The sequence below is a fragment of the Micromonospora endolithica genome (assembly GCF_003626595.1).
Classification (GTDB): Bacteria; Actinomycetota; Actinomycetes; order Mycobacteriales; family Micromonosporaceae; genus Micromonospora; species Micromonospora endolithica.
Map to the genome: position 1 here is coordinate 374910 of NZ_RBAK01000006.1, position 19207 is coordinate 394116.

Here is a 19207-nt window from a genome sequence, read left to right on the forward strand (position 1 = left end):
CGGTGGGCGGAACGGCAGGTGCGCCGGCGGTCCCGCGGGACCGCCGGCGCACCCGGGCGTACGTCAGGGGCGTCGTTGACCGGTCAGGTGGGCCAGCGACCGGGCGACCAGGTCGTCCCGGGCCGCCGGGGCCAGCCCTTCCAGGCCGAAGCCGAGATAGACGGTGTCCGCGGTGACCACCGCGGCGCCCTCCTCGAACGCCTGCTGGCTGCGCGACCAGTCGGTCGCGTTGCCCGCCGAGCCGGCCGGCGGGCCGGCCACCGTCCAGCCACCCAGATCGGCCGTCTCGAACGAGGTCTCCGTGACGGTCGCGCCGTCGACGATCACCCTGGCGTCGTCCAGGAAGACCCCCAGACCCTGGGTGCCCCAGTCCGAGACGTACGAGATCGACACCTCGACCTGCTTGCCGGCGTACGCCGAAAGGTCGATCTCGAACTCCTGCCACCCGTTGGACGCCCCGGTCGCGGCGTGCCACTCACCGGTGGTGCCGGTGGGCGAGCAGTCCTCGCCGACGTAGCGACCCAGGAACGGGTGCAGCGTCTCCACCCACCCGGACGCGCAGCTCTCCCCGGTCTCCCGGCCGGTGTGCCCGTTGGCGTCCGGCAGGGTGGTCCAGGAGTCGCTGCCCACCTCGTGCGCCTCGACGATCAGGAAGTCCCAGTTCGGCTCGATGTCGTACGAGGCGGCGAAGCGCAGTTGCCCGCTGGTGGCCCCGGTCAGGTCCACGGTGCGGGTGAGCCGCTTGTACGACTCGTCGGCCTGCCCGCTCCACAGGTACCAGTCACCGGTGCGCGGGTCGAACGGCGCCGAACCCGGGCGTACCCAGTCCACCGGCGCGGAGCTGGCGAACTGCGGGAACTGGTCGCGGGGCAGGAAGCTCGACGTGGTCAGGAACGACGCGGTGTGGTCCTGGTTCTGCGCCGAGCCGGGCGCGTTCAGCGTGCCCTCGAAGCCGGTGAACGCTCCGTCCGAGCCCTTGACCGGGTACGGACCGTCCTCGCCGGTGCCGCCGTCGCTGACGTACGTGTACGCCCCCAGCCAGTACTGCTGGAAGTCGTTCAGCAGCGGCAGGCAGGTCGCGTCGTCGGCGTCGGTGCACTCCGCCGGTCCGTTCGGCTGGTACGCGTACGCGCCGTTGGCGGCCTGCGCGAAGAGCGCGTACTTGCCGCTGACCAGCAGCTTGCCGCCCTCGTTGAGGTAGTCGCGGACGGCCAGTTCGGTCTCCAGCGCCGACCGGGCGACGGTGCCGGGCACCTGGCCCTGCGCGCGCGGGATCACGTCGTCGCCGGTCTCCCACACCACCGCGTCGTAGTGCGACAACACCCCCAGCGGGTGCGGGGCCTTCCGACCCATCGCGTCCATGTCGTACACGTCGCTGGTCCGTCCGGCGGCGGTCAGCGCGGCGGTCATCTCGTCGGCGTATTTCGCCGTGGTGACGTCCTGGGCCGGGCTGAGGCCGGTGACGTCCTCGGCGGCGAGCACCAGTACGTCGGCGCCGATGTCGTCGTGCACCCGGTAGGTGAAGTGGTCACTGGCCACCACGCCCCGACCGGGCTTCTTCCCGGTGAACCAGACCTCGACCCGGTCGCCCGGTCGCGCCCCGGTCACCTTCCCGCGCAGCTCGGCGTAGTAGTCGTCGTGGGTGTCGCCGTACCGCTCGCCGCCCTGCCACTCGGTGACCTTGACCGTCTTCGGCCGTCCACCGTTGACCGTCCAGTGCATCCGGACGTTCTTCAGCGCTCGCCGGGTGACCGCGGCGACCTGCTGGTCGCGCCCGTACGACGTGTCGAACGCGTCGACCACGAAGTCGGGGGTGCTGCGGCCGACCACCGAGACCGGGTCGTCCGGGTCGTGCGCGGACTTCGCCACCGCGAGCGCGAACGGCAGGTTCTTCGCGACCTCGGCCGCGATCAGCTCCTCGTCGTCGGGGAAGATGAACCCGCTGACGCAGTCCTCGGGCAGCCACTCGTCGTCCGGATCGGACGCCGACGCCGCCTGGCAGGTCGACATCTCCGGGGTGAAGCCGAGAGTGCCGTAGCGGATCGTGGCGTGCGTGTCCGTGTCGCCGTTGGTGGTGTACAGCTCGGCGGAGATGTCCGGGTCGTAGCCGGGCACCGCCGGGTTGGCGTCGTCACCGACCATCGCCTCGTAGATCACGTCGTCCGGGGTCGGGGTGGCCACCTGCCAGCCGACGCCGTAGAGGATCAGCTGCGCCGCCGAGTGGTAGTTGACCAGGAACTCGAAGCCGACCCGCTTGAAGAGCTGGTCCAGTGCCTTCGTCTCCGGCTCCGAGTTCGGCCCCGGCCCGCGGTAGGTGTCGCTGTTCGGGTCCGGCGAGGAGCCCTCGTTGTCGTACCCCCACTTGTAGGCGAAGTTGCGGTTGAGGTCGACGCCGTCGGCGGTGGTGATCTGTCCGTCGCCGTCGTTGTCCCGCAGGTTCTTGCGCCACAACCGGTTGCCCGGGGTGAAGGTGTGGTCGTAGCCGTCCGGGTTGGCCACCGGCAGGAACCACAGCTCGGTGGTGTCCACCAGGCGAGTGATCTCCCGATCCTTGCCGTAGTTGTCGAGCATGTGGTGCAGCAGCCGCCGGGTCATCTCCGGGGTGATCCACTCACGGGCGTGCTGGGTGCTGGCGTAGAGCACCGCCGGCCGCTTGCCGTCGCGGACCTTCTTCGCGTCCTTGGTGACCTTGATCGCGAGGATCGGCTTGCCCTGGTGGGTCCGGCCGATCGTCTGCACCTTGGTCAGCTTCGGGAAACGCGCCGCGGTGGCGGTGATCTCGTCGCGGATGCCGCCGGGCTCGCTGTACGAGCGGAACGACGACCAGCCGGCCGCGGACTGCTCGCGCAGGGCCTGCGAGGCGGCTTTGCCGTCGACCTTCTTGACGTCGAGCTTGACGCCCTGGCTCGCCAACCGTTGTGCCTGGCGGGTGCTGAGCACCGTCTCGATCCGGGTGTTGCCGGTCTGGTCGACCTCCTGGTGGTCGTGGCCGAGGTCGACGCCGGCCGCGCGCAGCTTCTCCCGCTGCTCGGCGTCGACAGTGCCGACGTACACCTCCAGCCCGTCACGGCCGGCCGGGTCGGACGGCGGCCGTGCGCTCGCCGGTGTGGTCAGCGTCAACGCGCCGACCAGAGTGAACACGCCGGCGATAGCCAGCCGTGTGCGCCTCATCGCGCCTCCTGGTGTGGAAGGACCTGTGCCGCGAGCCTGTCGGGGGCGGTGAGAGATGTCAATGCCTGCTGTCTCGGTGTCCTTGCTTTCCGTACGCACGGCGTCCGGAACCGTCGGATCGGTCGGTGGCCGGCGTGGGATCCGACGACTCGGAATCCCGACGGCGCGGACCGGGCGGGCCCGACACCCGCCGGTACAGCTCGCGCATGACCTCCACCTGACGTGACCACAGCTCCGAAGTCTCGATGAAGTGCCGATTGTGGAGCTGCTCGGCGGGCGGCAACGGTGCGGCGGCCCGGAACATCCCGGGTAGGTGGTCGGCGACCGGCTCGGTCACCAGCTCCGCGACGAGCCCGTCCGCGAGTAGTTCGTGGTACGCCGGAAGGTCCGCCAGGAGCAGGCGACAGCCGGCGAGAGCCGCCTCCAGCACCGCGGAACTGCGCTGGTCCCACCTCGGTATCGAGACGGCGAGGTCGGAGGCGCGCATCAACCGGAACACGTCCGCCGGCGGCAGGGTCCTTTCGACGAGGGTGAGCCGCTCGGGCAGTTCCCGGCCCACCGTCCTCACCCGCTCCAGGCAGTCGGCGCGCGCCCCGGCTGCGGCACCGTCCGCCGGCTCGTGCCCGGCCAGCACGATCAGGTGCAGATCAGGACAGTCCGGCGCGACGGTCCGGAAGGCGCGGACGATGTCGTCCGTGCGGTACACCTGGCCGGCGCCCCGCATCGAGATGATCACTCTGCCGTCCACGGGTACGCCCAGCTCGGCGCGGACAGCCCTCCGATCGATGGTGTCCCGCAGGCAGAGGAAGTCGTCGTCCACCCCCCACGAGACCGTCGTGGCGCGGTGCGCCGGAATCCGGTACCGGTCGGTCACCTCGCGGGTGACCGACCGCGAGGTCGGCACGACCAGGTCGGCGCGGCGGAGTACCGCTGAGGCGACCCAGCCGCGCAGCCGCGAACGAGCGGCGAAGCGGAGGTCGCTGCCCCACGGAGTGACGACCCGGACGGCATGTCGTGGAAGCGCGAGGGACAACAGCCCCGCGCGGCCCACCGAGTGCACATGCACGACGTCGGGCCGGACCCGCCGGATCTCGCGGCGCAGCCAACGGGCCGTGGACAGCATCCGCAGAACCCGACCGGCGCGGGACGTCCGGCCGGCCCGGGCGCCCACGACCGGCTCCGGGGTCCGGATCTCGACGTGCGCGAGCGGCTCCGCCGGCAGCCAGCTGGTCACCACGACCCGATGGCCGCGCGCGGCGAGTGCGCTCGCCCACCGACGGACGTGCACCGACTGGGCCGCGCCGAGCAGGACCAGCATGTCGGTGTCCGACCGTTCCGCCCGCTCAGTCACGGTGGTGCCGCCAGATGCCGGTCGCCTTGACCAGTCGGGCCCGCAGCCGGTGTCGAGGGTCCCGTAACTGCCGCTGCCAACGGAGGGACATCCTGGTGAAGGCCGACAGTCCGGTCAGTTGCCCGGCTGCCGCGAGCAGGGACACGTGCAGCGCGTGGTAGTTCACCGAGGCCGGCCAGGGCCACAGCAGGTCGTAGCGGGACCAGTAGCCGAGATCGAACCGGTCCAGCTCGTCGGCGAGCCGTTCCTGGGCGGCGGCGTGCGCGTCGCCGCCGCGACGATGCTGGTGCTCGATCAGGCCGAACAGTGCGAACACCGCACCGTTCAGGATGTGGTTTCCGGCCTCGGTCGGACACTCCTCCAGGAAAGGCCGGCCGGAGGCGTCGTAGTGCGAGCAACCGCCTTCGCGCACCGGCCGTAGCAGCAGGTCGACCGCGCCGTCCGCGGCGTCCAGGTAGGACTGCTCACCCGTCAGGTCGTACGCCCGCAGCAGGACCGACGCGGCCATGCCCTGGGCCATACCGGAGTACCAGCCGGGTTCGACGCCGTACCGCGAAGCCCGCACCGGGTAGCGCCAGCCACCCTCGGCATCCTGGTGCGCGCGCAGCCACACCGCCTGCGTCAGCAGCGGCCCGTTCGCCTGTTGCCCGACGTTCCGCGCAGGGATCACCCGGTTGTGGCGGCCGAGGGCGTAGAGGCACATGGAGACCGGGTTGGGATACCAGCCGCCGCCGGGCCGGGCCGCCATGACGACTCCGGTGCCATCGAGACGGGTGCCGTGGGGCAGCTGGTCCCAGAAGAGGGGGTAGGGGCCGCGGCCGTCGGGCCGGGCCTCCGGCGCGATCGGGTACTCGCGGACCTGGAGATCACGCAGGCCGCTCGCGACCAGCGTACGCAGGCCGCTCACCAGCGCGTCCCCGACCGCTTCGCGAGCGCGTCACGGTAGACGCTCTCCACCTCCTCGACCGTGCGGGCGATGTCGAACCGGGCGAGGCACCGTGTTCGGCCCAGCCTGCCCATCTCGGTGCGGCGACGGGGATCGGACAGCAGGTCGGCCACCGCGTCCGCGAGCGCCTGTGGATCTCCCGGTGGGACGAGCAACCCCGTCTCCCCGTGCTGAACGGTGTCGGGCAGGCCACCGACGTTGCTCGCCACCGCTGCCTTCTCCATCAACAGGGCCTCCACCATCGCGTAGCACGCCGACTCCTCCAGCGACGGGTTCACCAGTACGTCCATGCCCGCGAGTACCTGCTGGATGTCGGAGCGGTGACCGGTGAAGTGGACCCGGTGGTCGACACCGAGTCGGTGCGTGCGCTCCTCCAACGACCGTCGGTACCCGCCGTCGCCGGCGAGTTGGTCGCCCACCACGAAGACGTGCGCGTCCGGGACCCGGCGCAGCAGCTCCGGAACCGCGTCGATGAGGACTTCGTGTCCCTTCACCCCCACGTCGCGGAACGCGCGGATCCGGCTGGGGTACATGTGGGCCACCATCCCCACCGTCGGCGTGCCCGCCGCCAGGCCGAACTCGGCGCGGAAGGGCTCGCCCGACGTGGTGGGGTCAAGACGGTGCACGTCGCAGCCGTAGTAGCTGACCGTGACCGACCGCGCCCCGAATCCCCGGTAGCGGTCGGCGAACGCCCGGCAACTGGCGATCAGCACGTCGGCGCGGGAGAGGGTAGCCAGGTCGATGCGTCGGAGTACCGGACTGTGCAGGTGGTTGATCCCGGTGACCTGGTTGACGTGGAGGGGACGTCCAGCGAGCAGGCTGGCCAGGCGACAGGCGACGTTCGCCTTGAGCAGGTGCGCGTGCACCACGTCGGGGCGGAACCGTCGGATGAGCCGCACCAGCCGCAGCTCCGCGGCGGCGACCCGGGGGAGCTTGTGCGGGTGCCAGCCGGCGAGAGGCACGATCTCGGTCGGGATCCGCGCCGCCCGGAGCCGGGTGGTCAGCGGGCCCTCGCTCGGAACCACCGCCTGCACCTCGTGCCCCCGCTGTCGCAGCCCGGTCACCTGGTCGAGGAACCAGTCACCACCGGTGGGTGTGGTGGTCACCTGGAGGATGCGCAGTGGCCGACCGTCGGGGGTCCGCTCGGATGTCGTCATGGTGATCTCCGGGTAGCGGTGCTGATCAGCAGCACGAACGGGATGAGGACCGCGGGGGCCAGCAGCGGCTCGCCGGTCAGCGCGGTGACGCCGACACCGACGATGGCGAGCAGCGCCGCTTCGGCCGTCCAGTGGGCTTGGGCCCGGTAACCGCGCCAGACGGACCGGACGACGATCGCCAGCAGCACGCCGGCCAGCAGCGCACCGATGAGCCCGACCTCGGCGAGGACCATCAGGTACTGGTTGTGCGGATGCGCCAGAAGGCCCCAGTCGACGCCTCCGTAGTCGTGGGCGTTGGTCTTCGTCGGTACGAAGTACTCCGGCAGGTGGGTGTTGAAGTTCAGGTAGCCGACGCCCAGGACCGGATGGTCGACGGCCATCCGTAGCGCCGCCGACCAGAGGTCGAGCCGGACCGAGGAGGACAGGTCCAGCGTCTCGCCGCTCGTCGTGTCGCTGATCCGCTCGGTGATGGTCGCCGGTAGGAGCGCGCTGGTCAGCCCGACCGTCATCGCGACGCCGGCCATGCAGCCGGCCCACACGACGCTGCGCACCGGTCGGCGCAGTGCGAAGAAGAGCAGTACCGCCAGCGCCCCGAGATAGGCGGACCTACTGTAGGAAAAGCCGATGGACGCGATCACGACCGCCGTCGCGGTGACCGTCAGGGCGCGTACCGGCCCTCGTCCGCCGCCTGCCAGCCGGGCGAGCAGCACGGCGAGGGCGACCACCAGCAGGGCCCCCCACACGTTGTGGTTCACCGTGGAGGCTTCGCCCGCTCCCGGGCCGTCGCGAAGGGCGGCCAGGACGTGTACGACGCTGACGCCGGCTGCGGCGTACGCGAACGCGACGGCCATCCGCCCACCGGCGGCTCCCGTGGGAGTGACCAGCGGAAGAACCGTCAGTGGCACGGCGACCACCGCCACCACCGCCACCGCTCGCGTCACGCTGTTGCCGGAATTGACCACGCTGGCACTGATCAGCAACCACATCACCAACGCCGCGGCGAGCAGTGTCGCGGTACGGCCCCGGGGTTGGACGCTCCGTCGCAGCACGGTCCCCGTCAGGCAGCACACCGCGAGCAGGACCATCGAGGGCATGACGGGCAGTGTCAGGCCCGGGACCTGGCTGACCGGCCCCAGCAGGGCCAGTCCGTAGAGCCCCGCGCCCGGTACGGCCGTCGCCACGGCGGTGACCACGACGGCCAGAACGAGTTGCGGGGCGGAAATCGGAAGTCCCGCCGCCGTGGGAACCGCGACCCCGGCGAGGACGCCGCCTGCCACGGCCGCGACGGCGAGGAGCAACCAGCCGGCGGGATCATGCCCCGGATGCGGAGATCGCGGGCGGTGTACCCGAACAGGAGGAGGTTCCGCCCTGTCCGGCGTGCGACGGCCGGTAGCGGCGTCGGTGGTCGTTGCTGTCGTCATGGTGGAGACCCCCGTGGGTTCGAGCCGAACCGTTGTCGCCGGTGACCGTCGGCCCGGTCGCAGGCGTAGGAACACCGTCGCGATGACGACCGCGTACACGCAGAACCCGGCGGAAGCGGCGATGCCGGCGCCGACCTCGCCCCACTCCGGCACCAGGACCAGCATGGTGCCGAGACCGGCGACCGAGGCCGCGACGGCCGCCACGAGGGTTCCGGCGGGGCGGTCGGTCGCCGTCAGGTAGCTCTGCGCGACCCGTGCCGCTGCGAAGACCACGAGCCCCGGCAGCAGGGCCCAGAGCACGGGCACGGCCGGTGCGAAGCTCTCGCCGTACAGGGCCGGGACCAGGTAGCTGCCGGCCCCGGCCAGGGCGACGGCGACCAGCACCGTGACGGCGGAGGACCGTACGGCCAACCGGGCCACCTGGTGCCAGTCGGCGTGTCCGTTGGCCACCGTGGGCACCAGGATCAGGCTCAACGCGATCGGCACGATCAGCAGGGTCTCGGCGAGGGCGAGAGCCACGGAGTACACGCCGACGGCGGTCGCACCGACCAGCACCTGGATCACCGGAACCTGCAGGCGCACCATGCCGAAGTGCGCCAGGTTGGGCGCGAAGCCGCGCCGCGCCGACGACCAGTACTCCCGCCGCGCCGCGGGAGCGGGCGGCTCCAGGCCCCGGCCGCCCGTGAGCTGCCGCATCAGGACCGCGACCCCCGTGAGCTGTCCGCCGAGGTAGGCACCCAGCACGGTCGCCGGAGTCGCCCGGTCCAGCGCGACCAGAGCGGCAAGACCACCGAGATAGATCAGGACCGACCCGATGGTCGTGAGGTTGTACGTCGAGGCCCGACCCCGGCCGATCTCCGCCGCGCCGAGCAGCGTGGCGAGCAGGACGATCGGGCAGAGTGCGAGGGCCAGCAGGAAGGTGGCCTGGTCGAGCCCCAGGCGCAGCGGGGCGCCGCCCAGGTGTCCCGCCAGTGCCCACAGCGCGGCGGCACCTGCGCCGGCCGGGAGCGCGTAGCGGACGCTGGTCCGGGCCGCGTACCGGTGCATCTGCGGCGACCGGCCGGCCAACCGGAGGTTCGCGGTGTCGAGACCGACCGCGAACATCGTGCCGAACACCGCCGACGACGCTATCGCCACGGCGAGCAGGCCTCGGCCGTGTGGTCCCAGGGCCCGGGCGGCGAGCACACCGGCCACGAGGCTGACCAGCAGCGTCCCCACCCGGGTGCCGGCGGTGCCGGCCGTCGCGGAGACCAGTGACCTGTTGGACGTCCTCCGGTGCCGGTGCGCGCCCGCCTGGCCGGCCGGTCCTGGCGCGCTCGGATCCTGCCCCAGATCGGGACCTGCGGCCGGGGCCGTCCGGGTGGGGCGGGCGAGAGCGTCGACGTGGGCGGCGTTCACCTGGCGGGCACTCCCTTGACCACCACGCCGGGGGGCACGTCGTGTACCACGCACGCGCTCGCCCCCACCGTGGCACCGGCGCCGACCTGCCGCCCCTGCAGCACCGAGGCGCAGGTACCCACGAGAGCCGCCGTCTCCAGCCGACAGTCGCCGGAGACCGCCGCGAGCGGGTTGACCGACACGAAGTCGCCGACCACGGTGTCGTGGCCGACGGTGCAGTTCTGGTTGAGGTGTACGTGCCGACCGAGCGTGACGTTCGTGGTCACCCGGGCACCGGCGAAGACGACCAGTCCCTCGCCGTGCACCACGTCGGGGCCGACCGTCGCGTCGGGGTGGACGGCGCTGAACGCCGGTAGGCCGTGCGCGTCGATCCGCCGGCCGAGCTCCTGACGGACGATCGGGTGGCCCACGCCGATCAGCACGTGGGTGTCCACCGGCGCGGCGCGGAGCCAGTCGACGCGGCCGAGGTACGGCACGTCCGCGCGCTGGAGCAGCTTCAGGTTGCGCTCGGAGGGCCGGTCGTCGACGAAGCCACGTACCCGTGCTGCTCCACGACCGGCGTCGGTCATCGCCTGGACGATGGTCAGCACCTCACGTCCGTGGCCACCGCAGCCCACGATCACGACGTCGACCGTCATGCCGGAATTCCCTTCGGGTGGAGCCGTGGTGACCGGCCCTCGACGACGGCGCCCGGCCGCGGGGCACAGCGGTTCACCCGCCGGTGGACGTGTCTGGTCATCGATGGCTTTCTCCGGTCCGTAGGGAACGCGTGTTCCGGTACAGAAGTGGACGTGGGACGTGCGGGTGGCCGTCAGCGGGAGAGGTCCGCCACCTGCCGGGACGGTCCGGCCGTTCCGTGGAACTCGTGGGCCGTCGGGGTTCCGGGGGCGGCGATCCCGCGGCGGGCGACGACGGTGCGGGCGGTCGCCAGGAGGATTCGCAGGTCCAGGCGAAGACTGCGGTTGTCGACGTACCAGGTGTCGTAGGAGAACCTCTCCTCCCAGTCAAGAGCGTTCCGGCCGTTCACCTGGGCCAGGCCGGTGATCCCAGGCCGCACCTCGTGGCGCCGGGCCTGCTCCGGGGTGTAACGACCGAGGTAGCCGAGCAGTAGCGGGCGGGGACCCACCAGGCTCATCTCGCCCCGGATCACGTTCCACAATGAGGGCAGCTCGTCCAGGCTGGTGGAGCGCAGCCAGAGGCCGAACCGGGTCAACCGGTGGCGGTCGCCGGCCGGACCGCTGGCGGATTCCTCGGTGTGCATGGTCCGGAACTTGATCATCACGAAGGGTCGTCCGTGGCGCCCGGGCCGTGCCTGGCGGAACAGTACCGGCCGGCCAAGTCGGAGGGCGACCAGCACCGCGACCACTGCCGCCACCGGCGCCAGCAGGATTGCCAGCAGGGACGCGGCGACCAGGTCGAAGATTCGTTTCCGCCGTTCGTACCGGACGAGGCCACGGTGGCGTCGTGGACCCCGGAGCACAGTGGACGATGTCACCGCCGCTACCTTTCGATGCTGGTTCTGTTCGGTCGGGAGTCGCCGGGCGGACCTTCCGGTCCGTCCCGGCGACGGTGTGACCGGGGTGTCGCCGACATCTACCGTGTCGAGACGGCCTCCGCCTCGCGGCCTGCCGGCAGGCCGGCGGTCTGGCCGCAGAGCCAGGCCAGCCGTTCGATGATCTTGTCCGGGTCGTCGTACGGGTCGAGAGCGGCGGTCTCGATCGGGTCCAGCGCGGGGACCGCCACGTGCGAGATCAGCGGGTGCAGAGGCCGGCTGTCGACCTCGTCGCGTCCGAGCAGGTCCTCGTGCAGCTTCTCGCCGGGTCGCAGTCCGGTGTAGATGATCCGTGCCGGGCCGGGCGACTGGGCGGCGAGTTGGCGGGCGAGGTCGTCGATGCGGACCGGCTCTCCCATGTCGAGCACCAGCGCCTCGCCGTCGCGGCCGATCGCGGCGGCCTGCAGGACGAGGTGGACGGCCTCCTGGACGGTCATCAGGTACCGCGTGACGTCCGGGTGGGTGACGGTGATCGGCAGGCCGGCGTCGATCTGGGCACGGAACGCGGTGACGACCGAACCCCGGCTGCTCAGCACGTTGCCGAACCGGACACTCAGGAAGGTTCCCGGGTAGGACTGTGCGGCGTGCGCGGTCAGACGTTCGGTGATGCGCTTGGAGTAGCCGAGCACACTCACCGGGTCCGCGGCCTTGTCGGTGGAGATGTTGACGAACTTGGCGACGTCGCGGCACGCGTCGAGGACGGACTGGGTGCCCCAGATGTTGGTCTTGATCGCCTCGCCGGGATGCCGCTGGAGCAGCGGCAGGTGCTTGAGCGCGGCGGCGTGGAAGATGACGTCGGGCCGGCGCTCCCGGATGATCCGTCGTAGGCCCTCGTCATCGCGAAGGTCGGCGAGGATCAGGTCCGGCCCGTCCAGCAGCGCCCGGCCGTTCAGCGAGAGTTGCAGCGCGTGCAGTGCGGACTCGTCCCGGTCGAGCATCATCAGCTCACCCGGATCCGCGCGCATGATCTGCCGGCACAGCTCGGAGCCGATCGACCCGCCCGCGCCGGTGACCAGCACCCGCTGACCGGTGAGCCCGCCGTCGGTCGCCAGATCGGCGACGACGTGCCGCCGGCCCAGCAGGTCGGCGATGTCCGGACTGCGCACATCGGTAACGGCGATGCGGTGGTCGACCAGTTCGCGCATCGGTGGCAGCACCTTGAACTCCGCGCCCGTGGGAATGGTCAACTCGCGGATCTGACGGATCTGCTCCGCGTCGGCGTTGGCCACCGAGAAGATCACCGCCCGCGCCTCGGTCCGCCGGACGGCGGCGGCGATGTCGTATCGGTTGCCCAGCATGCGTACGCCCATGATCTGCAGGTCGTGCTTCCTCGGGTCGTCGTCGAGGAGCCCCACGGGCAGGTAGCGGCCCCGCGGGTCGCTGAGCATCGCCCGCAGCAACGACTGTCCCGCCTCGCCGAGCCCGAAGAGCAGAACCGGGGTGGCGGTCCGTGCGTCGGGCCGCAGCGTCCGGTCGTGGCGGTGTCGCTGCACCCAGCGCGCCGTCAGCATCCACAGCAATGCGATGGCTGCCCCGACCACCGGCGTGCTGGCCGGGACGAACCGGGACGGGAGGGCGAGGTCCACGAGCGTGCCCGCGAGAGCGGCGCAGCCGGCGGTGACGGCCAGTGCCCGCGCCTCCTCGATGCTGCCCGTCGGGTACCGGCCCCACCGGTTCCGGCGCACCCAGCAGAGGGCCTGGTGCGCGACTGCCAGGGCGAGGCCGACTCCGACCGCTCGGGCGATGCGGTCGGGGGTGAGTGCGAACTCGTACCGGGTCCACGCGGCGGCTGTCACGCCGAGGATCCACGCTGCGGCGTCAGCCGCGACGAGGTTGACGGAGGCACGTCCGGGGCGGCGCTGCTCGGCCGGGGTGGCTGACTGGACGGGCGTGGCTGCGCTGAGCGACATCCAAGACTCCTTGTACTGGGGTTGTCGAGGTGACCGAGGCCGGCTCTCTAACCAGTTCTAATCGCTCAAACTGCTCCAAAGGGCATGTTTCACGTAATTCGGATAGACTGTCCGTTGTTACCGGACGATCCCGTCGAACAGGCGCTGCAACCTCTCGGCCATGACCGTCCGGGAGCGGTGGTCCTGGATGTACCGCCGGCCGCGCTGCCCCATCGCGACGAGCTTCGCCTCGTCGAGGTCCGTGAGCGCCCGCAGGCCGGCGACGAGGTGGGCGGTGTCGACGGTCACGCCGGCGTCGGCCGCACGGAGAACGTCCTCCGGTTCGCCCGGGCAGTTGTTGACCACCGGTAGTCCTGCGGCGAGGTAGTCGTAGAGCTTGTTCGGACTCGCGCCCAGGTCGTAGACCGGGCTGTGCGCGAGCACGTGGATCCCGATGTCGGCGTCGCCGAGGATGCCCTGCAACTCCCGCTTCGGGACCCGGTCCAGGAAGTGGACGTTTCCCAGCCCCTCGGCCGCCGCACGCGACATCAGGCGCGGCTTGTCCAGCCCGTCACCGATGAACACGAAGGTGTGCTCCGGTACCTGCGCTGCGGCGTCCAGGAGCCGGTCGAGTCCGTTGATCGGTCCGTGGGACCCGGCGAACACGAGGAGCTTGCCCTGGACCGCGATCCGTTGCCGCAGTGGCCGGTACAGGTCGGGGCGAAGGGCGAAGTCCTCGGGCTCCGCGCTGTTGCTCACCCACTCCAGCTTCTCCGCCGGCACGCCGGCAGCAGCGAAGTAGTCACGCCACCCGCGGGCGACGATGACGATCCGGTCCGCTCGCCGGTACAGCCATAGTTCGAGCATTCGCAGCAGCCGGTACGTGAGGGAGCCCCGGCGCAGATATCCCGTACTCACCATGGCCTCCGGCCACAGGTCCCGGATCTCCAGGACGAACCGGGCACGGTGTCGCCTGGCCAGCAACCAGCCGGCCACCGGCGCGAGGATGTGCGGGGAGGACGCGTAGACGACGTCGGGACGCGGCTGGCGTCGGACGGCGCGGAGTGCGTTCCGGCAGTAGGTGAGCCAACTCAGCACCCGCCGGTGGTCGTTTCCCGTGTAGTCGGTCACCGGCACGGTGACGAAGTGCGCGTCGTCGACGGCCAGTTCGGTGTGGCTGAAGTGGTCCCAGGCCGCGGACACGATCAACCAGTCCCAGTCGCGGAGCCGGCTGAACAGCTCGACGTGGCGGGTGCCGCCGGCGTGCGACAGCGGTTTGGCGTAGTGGTTCAGGACGACCACCCGCCGCGGGGGAGTGCGCGAGGCACCCATGACAGACCTCCGGGTCCGAGGGAGCGAGGAACGGGAAGACGGAACGCGCGGGGGTTGGTCAGAGGGCCGGGACTGCCGCCGAGGCGGGCTCGGGGTCGTGCCGCCGTCCGGGCTCCGGAACCTCGAGGCGGGTCGAGGGGCGGTGGCGGAGGAAGTCGCGAATCCGGCCGCACACCCGGTCCACCTGGTCCGCGGTCATCGCCGAGCCGCTCGGCAGGGTCAGGCCGTTCTCGAAGAGCGTCTGCGCGGCACCGGTCAGCACGGCGCGGGCACCCGCGAAGACGGGTTGCAGGTGCATCGGCTTCCATACCGGCCGGGTCTCGATGTCCGCCGCGGCGAGATGAGCACCGAGGTCCGCGGCGTGCCAGCCGGCCTGCCCGGCGTCGACGACCACCGTTGTCAGCCAGCAGTTGGCGCCGCCGTCCTCGGCTGCGAGCAGGCGCACGCCCGGGACGTTGGCGAAGAGCTCCGCGTATCGGGACCGGTGCGCCCGCCGGCGCTCGATCATCGAGTCCAGCCGCCGCAACTGGGCCCGGCCGACCGCGGCGAGCAGGTTGCTGAGCCGGTAGTTGTAGCCGATGTCCGTGTGCTCGTAGTGTGCGACCGGCTGTCGCGCCTGAGTGGCCAGATAGCGGGCGTGGGCGATCAGGTCCCCGTCGTCGGAGAGCAGCATCCCGCCCCCCGACGTGGTCAGGATCTTGTTGCCGTTGAAGGAGAACGCGCTGGCCTGGCCGAAGGTGCCTGCCGGCCGTGCTCCACGGGTCGCACCGAGCGCCTCCGCGGCATCCTCGACGACCGGCACTCCGGCCTGCTCGCAGATCGGCAGCAGGGCGTCGTAGTCGACGCAGCTTCCGAACATGTCCACCGGGACCACGGCCGCTACCTGCCGGCCCTCGATGTCGTGCCGGCGTAGGAGATCGGCCACCAACGGCACGTCGAGATTCCCTGTCCCCGCCTCGCAGTCGACGAAGACGGGCTCGGCACCGGTGTAGACCACGGCGTTGGCGGTGGCCGCGAAGGTCAGCGTCGGAACGACCACCCGGTCGCCGGGGCCGATTCCGAGGGCGAGCAACGACAGGTGCAGCGCCGCCGTGCCGGAGTTGGTCGCCAGCCCGTACGCCCGGTCGACGCGGGCGGCCGTCTCCTGCTCGAAGGCGTCCACCTCGGGCCCGAGCGGCGCGATCCAGCCAGACCGGACCGCGGCGATCACGAAGGACTCCTCCAGCGGCCCGACGTCGGGTGGGGAGAGATGGATCCGCGCGGTCACCGCGTCGCCCACCGGAGTCGGGGGCGGCCCTCGCCGCGGCGTGGCCCCAACACCCGAACGGGACGAAGACTCATCAAAAGATCTCCCTGGTTCAAACGGCCCACACGTCGTTTTAAGTCCTTTCAATTGCCATAACGTCTGATGGGCTGTTTTGGACATCCCCTGAGCCGAGGAGTTCGTCGGACGCGGTGGCCGACCTGCTCGCCGACGACCCGGGAGTGGCCCACCTGGTGGTCGTGCCCGGCGCGGCCCGCCAGCCCGGGGACGACCTGATCCTGTGCGACGTGGTCCTCGAGACGCCAACCGTCTGCTGGGTCAGCTCCAGGACCTCGGGGGTGAGGCGCGGCGGGATCTCCGCGGACGACGTCGAGCTGACCTCTCGTCGGCCGCCCGGAAGGCCGCCCACGACGCCCCGGGGCACGGCGAGGACGCGGCGGCCCGGGACGAGATCGCCGCCGAGACCGGTGAGCAGACCGTGCTGTCCGGCAGCTACCTGGTGCTTATCTCCGTGACCACCGTGCCGGCCGCCGCGACCGTCGCGGTCGCCGTCGCGTACGGGGTGTGGCACGAGGCCGCCGGCTCGGGCGTACGTGACCCGACGTGACCCGGCCGCGCGCTGACCGGCGTCAGGAACCGCCGCCGTCGAGCCGCCGGGCGAGCAGGACCTCCAACGGGATCGACTCGCCGTCGCGTCCGCCCGCGCCGACGACCAGCGGCGGTGGGCTGGGCTGCGGGTCGGCCCCGAACAGTCGGGCTCGCAGGCCACCGGGCACGGTGAGCAGGTGGAACCGGCCGTCGGTGTCGACGGCACGGCTCCGCACCCGGTCCACGTACCAACCGCGCAGCGCGGTCCGGTACCGGCTCCGCCCGTCGTAGGAGCGGGCGGTCAGCCGGGTGGTCGGCAGCCCGCGCCGGACCGCCTCCGCGACGAACCGGGCCACCAGCTCCGCCGCCTCGGCCTGCTCGGCGGCCCGGCGTCGTTCGTCGGCCGCCGCGTGCGCCGACACCGCGCGCCGTTGCCGCTCCCGCCAGTCCGGGCCGTCGTCGGATGCCACGACCCCGACGGTACGCGACGACCGCGCCCGCCGGTGGCGCGGCGAGTGGCCCCTTCCGGCGGGTGGCGTGGTCACCGAGGCTGTCGAGCTGAATCGTTCGCGACATCACTCGGCGCGATGCGTCAGCGACATCAGCTCGACAGCGCCCGGCCCCCGTACCGGCGTCGGTCCTTCCTCAGGCCAGGCCGGCGCGGCGTAGCGCCTCGGCCATGGCGTCGTTGGCCGGTGCCGGCCCGCCGCCACCGCGCCCCTGCCGTTGCTGCTGCCCCTGTCCCTGCCGCTGCGGCGCGCCACTGCGGCCGTCGCGGCCGCCACCGCCCTGCCCGGCACGATTACGGTCACGGTCACGGTCACCGGCACCCGGTGCGGCGCTGCCCGGCCCGCCGCGACGGCCGCCGCCCTGCGCCCCGCCGCGCCCGGCGTCCGCGTCGTCCTCCAGGCGCAGGGTCAGCGAGATCCGCTTGCGGGGTACGTCCACGTCGAGCACCTTGACCCGCACCACGTCACCGGACTTCACCACCTCGCGGGGGTCCTTGACGAAGGTCCGGGACATCGCCGACACGTGCACCAGCCCGTCCTGGTGCACCCCGACGTCGACGAAGGCGCCGAACGCCGCCACGTTGGTGACCACGCCCTCCAGGACCATGCCGGGGGTGAGGTCGCCGATCTTCTCCACCCCGTCGGCGAACGTCGCGGTACGGAACTCCGGGCGCGGGTCCCGGCCCGGCTTCTCCAGCTCGGCGAGGATATCGGTGACGGTGGGCAGGCCGAACGTGTCGTCGACGAAGTCGGCGGCGCGCAGCCCGCGCAGGATCGCCGACTTTCCGATGACCGCGCGCAGGTCCTGGCCGGTGCTGGCGAGGATCCGCCGCACCACCGGGTACGCCTCGGGGTGCACGCTGGAGGAGTCCAGCGGGTCGTCGCCGCCGGGAATGCGCAGGAAGCCGGCGCACTGCTCGAACGCCTTCGGGCCGAGCCGGGCCACCTTCTTCAGCTGCGTGCGGCTGCGGAACGGCCCGTTGGCGTCCCGGTGCAGCACGATGTTCTCGGCCAGGCCGGCGCCGATGCCGGAGACCCGGGTGAGCAGCGGCGCGGAGGCGGTGTTCACGTCCACGCCGACCGCGTTGACGCAGTCCTCGACCACCGCGTCCAGCGAGCGGGACAGCTTCACCTCGGACAGGTCGTGCTGGTACTGCCCGACGCCGATGGAGCGGGGGTCGATCTTCACCAGCTCGGCCAGGGGGTCCTGGAGACGCCGGGCGATGGAGACCGCGCCGCGCAGCGAGACGTCCAGGCCGGGCAGTTCCTGGGACGCGTACGCGGAGGCGGAGTAGACCGACGCGCCGGCCTCGGACACCACGACCTTGGTCAGCGGCAGCTCCGGGTGCCGTCTGATCAGGTCGCCGGCGAGCTTGTCGGTCTCCCGGCTGGCGGTGCCGTTGCCGATCGCGATCAGCTCGACGCCGTGCGCGCCGGCCAGCTTCGCCAGGGTGTCGATCGAGGCGTCCCACTGCCGGCGCGGCTCGTGCGGATAGATGGTGTCGGTGGCCACCACCTTGCCGGTGGCGTCGACCACGGCCACCTTCACGCCGGTACGCAGGCCCGGATCCAGCCCCATCGTCGGCCGGGCGCCGGCCGGGGCGGCCAGCAGCAGGTCCCGCAGGTTGGTGGCGAAGACCCGGACGGCCTCCTCCTCGGCGGCCTGCCACAGCCGCATCCGCAGGTCCGCGCCGAGGTGGATGAGGATCCGGGTACGCCAGGCCCAGCGCACCGTGTCGGCCAGCCAGCGGTCCGCGGGCCGCCCGCGGTCGGTGACGCCGAACCGGCCGGCGACGACGGCCTCGTAACGGCTCGGCCCGGTCGGCACCGCGTCGGCCTCGCCGGCCTCCTCGGGCTCCATGGTCAGGTCGAGCACGCCCTCCTTCTCCCCCCGGAACATGGCCAGGATGCGGTGCGAGGGCAGCTTCGGGTACGGCTCGGCGAAGTCGAAGTAGTCGGCGAACTTGGCCCCGGCGGTCTCCTGTCCCTCCCGTACCCGGGACACCAGCCGGCCCCGCGACCACATCTGCTCGCGCAGCGTGCCGATCAGGTCGGCGTCCTCGGCGAACCGCTCGACGAGGATGGCGCGGGCGCCGTCCAGCGCGGCGGCGGCGTCCGCGACGCCCTTCTCGGCGTCGACGAACCCGGCGGCGGCCGTCCTCGGGTCCTGCGTCGGGTCGGCCAGCAGCGACTCCGCCAGCGGCTCCAGGCCGGCCTCGCGGGCGATCTGCGCCCGGGTGCGCCGCTTGGGCTTGTACGGCAGGTAGATGTCCTCCAGGCGGGACTTCGAGTCGGCGGCCATGATCTGCGCTTCCAGCGCCTCGTCGAGCTTGCCCTGACCGCGGATCGACTCCAGCACCGCGGCTCGCCGCTCGTCCAGCTCGCGCAGGTAGCGCAGCCGCTCCTCCAGGGTGCGCAGCTGGGTGTCGTCGAGCAGGCCGGTGGCCTCCTTGCGGTACCGCGCGATGAACGGCACGGTGGCGCCGCCGTCGAGCAGGTCCACGGCCGCGCGTACCTGGCGCTCGGCGACGCCGAGCTCCTCGGCGATCCGCTGATGAACAGAGAGGGTCACGATGTCGATCCGCCTTCGGGGAGTGGTTTCCGCACTGCATTCTGCCGCGCTAGCGTG

At 71.9% G+C, this 19207-nt stretch carries 13 protein-coding genes; 1 reads left to right on the top strand and 12 read right to left on the bottom strand.

Annotated features, from left to right (window positions below):
* Positions 1-63 precede the first annotated feature (63 nt).
* The 10 genes from D7223_RS17940 to D7223_RS17985 form a co-directional block, all read right to left on the bottom strand.
* Positions 64-3171: a M14 family metallopeptidase gene (locus tag D7223_RS17940; protein WP_120729538.1), complete on the bottom strand. Its 3108-nt coding sequence runs from the start codon at positions 3169-3171 to the stop codon at positions 64-66.
* Positions 3172-3229: 58 nt separating this feature from the next.
* Positions 3230-4522 carry a glycosyltransferase family 4 protein gene (locus tag D7223_RS17945; protein ID WP_120729539.1) on the bottom strand — a complete coding sequence of 431 codons (1293 nt, stop codon included), beginning with the start codon at positions 4520-4522 and terminating at the stop codon, positions 3230-3232.
* On the bottom strand, positions 4515-5429 hold the full coding sequence (locus tag D7223_RS17950; RefSeq protein WP_120729540.1) for a D-glucuronyl C5-epimerase family protein: 915 nt from the start codon (positions 5427-5429) through the stop codon (positions 4515-4517). The genes D7223_RS17945 and D7223_RS17950 overlap by 8 nt, the downstream gene beginning before the upstream one ends.
* Positions 5426-6625 carry a glycosyltransferase family 4 protein gene (locus tag D7223_RS17955; RefSeq protein WP_120729541.1) on the bottom strand — a complete coding sequence of 400 codons (1200 nt, stop codon included), beginning with the start codon at positions 6623-6625 and terminating at the stop codon, positions 5426-5428. Before D7223_RS17955 ends, D7223_RS17950 begins: the two co-directional genes overlap by 4 nt.
* A complete protein-coding gene (locus D7223_RS17960; RefSeq protein ID WP_120729542.1) occupies positions 6622-9444 on the bottom strand; it encodes an O-antigen ligase family protein in 2823 nt (940 codons plus the stop codon). The genes D7223_RS17955 and D7223_RS17960 overlap by 4 nt, the downstream gene beginning before the upstream one ends.
* Complete coding sequence (locus tag D7223_RS17965; RefSeq protein ID WP_120729543.1) at positions 9441-10082, bottom strand: NeuD/PglB/VioB family sugar acetyltransferase; 642 nt, start codon at positions 10080-10082, stop codon at positions 9441-9443. Before D7223_RS17965 ends, D7223_RS17960 begins: the two co-directional genes overlap by 4 nt.
* A 173-nt stretch (positions 10083-10255) precedes the next feature.
* The gene (locus D7223_RS17970) at positions 10256-10939 is read right to left on the bottom strand and encodes a sugar transferase (RefSeq protein ID WP_272948711.1); all 684 of its coding nucleotides are present in this window, start codon (positions 10937-10939) and stop codon (positions 10256-10258) included.
* 98 nt (positions 10940-11037) lie between these two features.
* Positions 11038-12906, bottom strand: a complete 1869-nt coding sequence (locus tag D7223_RS17975) for a nucleoside-diphosphate sugar epimerase/dehydratase (RefSeq protein ID WP_120729544.1) — start codon at positions 12904-12906, stop codon at positions 11038-11040.
* A 117-nt stretch (positions 12907-13023) separates the two neighbouring features.
* Positions 13024-14217 carry a glycosyltransferase family 4 protein gene (locus D7223_RS17980; protein WP_120729545.1) on the bottom strand — a complete coding sequence of 398 codons (1194 nt, stop codon included), beginning with the start codon at positions 14215-14217 and terminating at the stop codon, positions 13024-13026.
* A 58-nt stretch (positions 14218-14275) separates the two neighbouring features.
* Positions 14276-15484 carry a DegT/DnrJ/EryC1/StrS family aminotransferase gene (locus tag D7223_RS17985; protein ID WP_238162099.1) on the bottom strand — a complete coding sequence of 403 codons (1209 nt, stop codon included), beginning with the start codon at positions 15482-15484 and terminating at the stop codon, positions 14276-14278.
* A 277-nt stretch (positions 15485-15761) separates the two neighbouring features.
* Between D7223_RS17985 and D7223_RS17990 the strand changes: the two genes are divergently transcribed.
* Positions 15762-16088, top strand: coding sequence for a hypothetical protein (locus tag D7223_RS17990; RefSeq protein ID WP_120729547.1), 327 nt, complete (start codon positions 15762-15764; stop codon positions 16086-16088).
* Positions 16089-16110: 22 nt separating this feature from the next.
* Here D7223_RS17990 and D7223_RS17995 read toward each other — a convergent pair whose 3' ends face one another.
* Both D7223_RS17995 and D7223_RS18000 read right to left on the bottom strand, forming a co-directional pair.
* The gene (locus D7223_RS17995) at positions 16111-16539 is read right to left on the bottom strand and encodes a hypothetical protein (protein WP_120729548.1); all 429 of its coding nucleotides are present in this window, start codon (positions 16537-16539) and stop codon (positions 16111-16113) included.
* A gap of 175 nt (positions 16540-16714) precedes the next feature.
* Positions 16715-19150 (bottom strand): Tex family protein, encoded by a 2436-nt coding sequence (locus D7223_RS18000; RefSeq protein WP_120729549.1) that lies wholly within the window; start codon positions 19148-19150, stop codon positions 16715-16717.
* Between the last annotated feature and the right edge of the window lie 57 nt (positions 19151-19207).

Coding starts and splice junctions, on each gene's coding strand:
- D7223_RS17980 (WP_120729545.1), bottom strand. CDS start 14,217: ATGGGTGCCTCGCGCACTCCCCCGCGGCGGGTGGTCGTCCTGAACCAC.
- D7223_RS17975 (WP_120729544.1), bottom strand. CDS start 12,906: ATGTCGCTCAGCGCAGCCACGCCCGTCCAGTCAGCCACCCCGGCCGAG.
- D7223_RS17965 (WP_120729543.1), bottom strand. CDS start 10,082: ATGACGGTCGACGTCGTGATCGTGGGCTGCGGTGGCCACGGACGTGAG.
- D7223_RS17940 (WP_120729538.1), bottom strand. CDS start 3,171: ATGAGGCGCACACGGCTGGCTATCGCCGGCGTGTTCACTCTGGTCGGC.
- D7223_RS17955 (WP_120729541.1), bottom strand. CDS start 6,625: ATGACGACATCCGAGCGGACCCCCGACGGTCGGCCACTGCGCATCCTC.